We start from the raw sequence: 303 nt of genomic DNA, 5'->3' as shown, positions 1-303 counted from the left end.
GGTTTTGACTACGGGACCAATATGCATGGGAAACAGTACCGCATTCACCACTGCACTACACAGTACTCCCACCGTGATTTCAAAACAGCGACCAATCGCCATATCAAACATGGAAGTGGTTTCAATGTTATAGACAATGTTGTAGCAAATAATGACCGTGGTATAGCCCGCCAACATAAAAATATAGCTACGCGGCGTACGATCCAACAATGAAAAATATAGACAAAACCCGACCCATGTGGCTAAAAATAATGTGAACAATTCTGGAGTGTTGATCAGGTTTGGCGTGACTGCTATCGAAAC

General features: G+C 42.9%; 1 protein-coding gene. It reads right to left on the bottom strand.

Annotated features, from left to right (window positions below):
- Positions 1-303 (bottom strand): FUSC family protein (locus tag ACG9ZB_RS16985; RefSeq protein ID WP_419326822.1); only part of this gene is annotated, 303 nt, incomplete at both ends.

This window comes from Acinetobacter johnsonii, from assembly GCF_048551975.1.
GTDB classification, from domain to species: Bacteria; Pseudomonadota; Gammaproteobacteria; order Pseudomonadales; family Moraxellaceae; genus Acinetobacter; species Acinetobacter johnsonii_A.
This window is presented reverse-complemented; position numbering and strand designations above follow the sequence as displayed.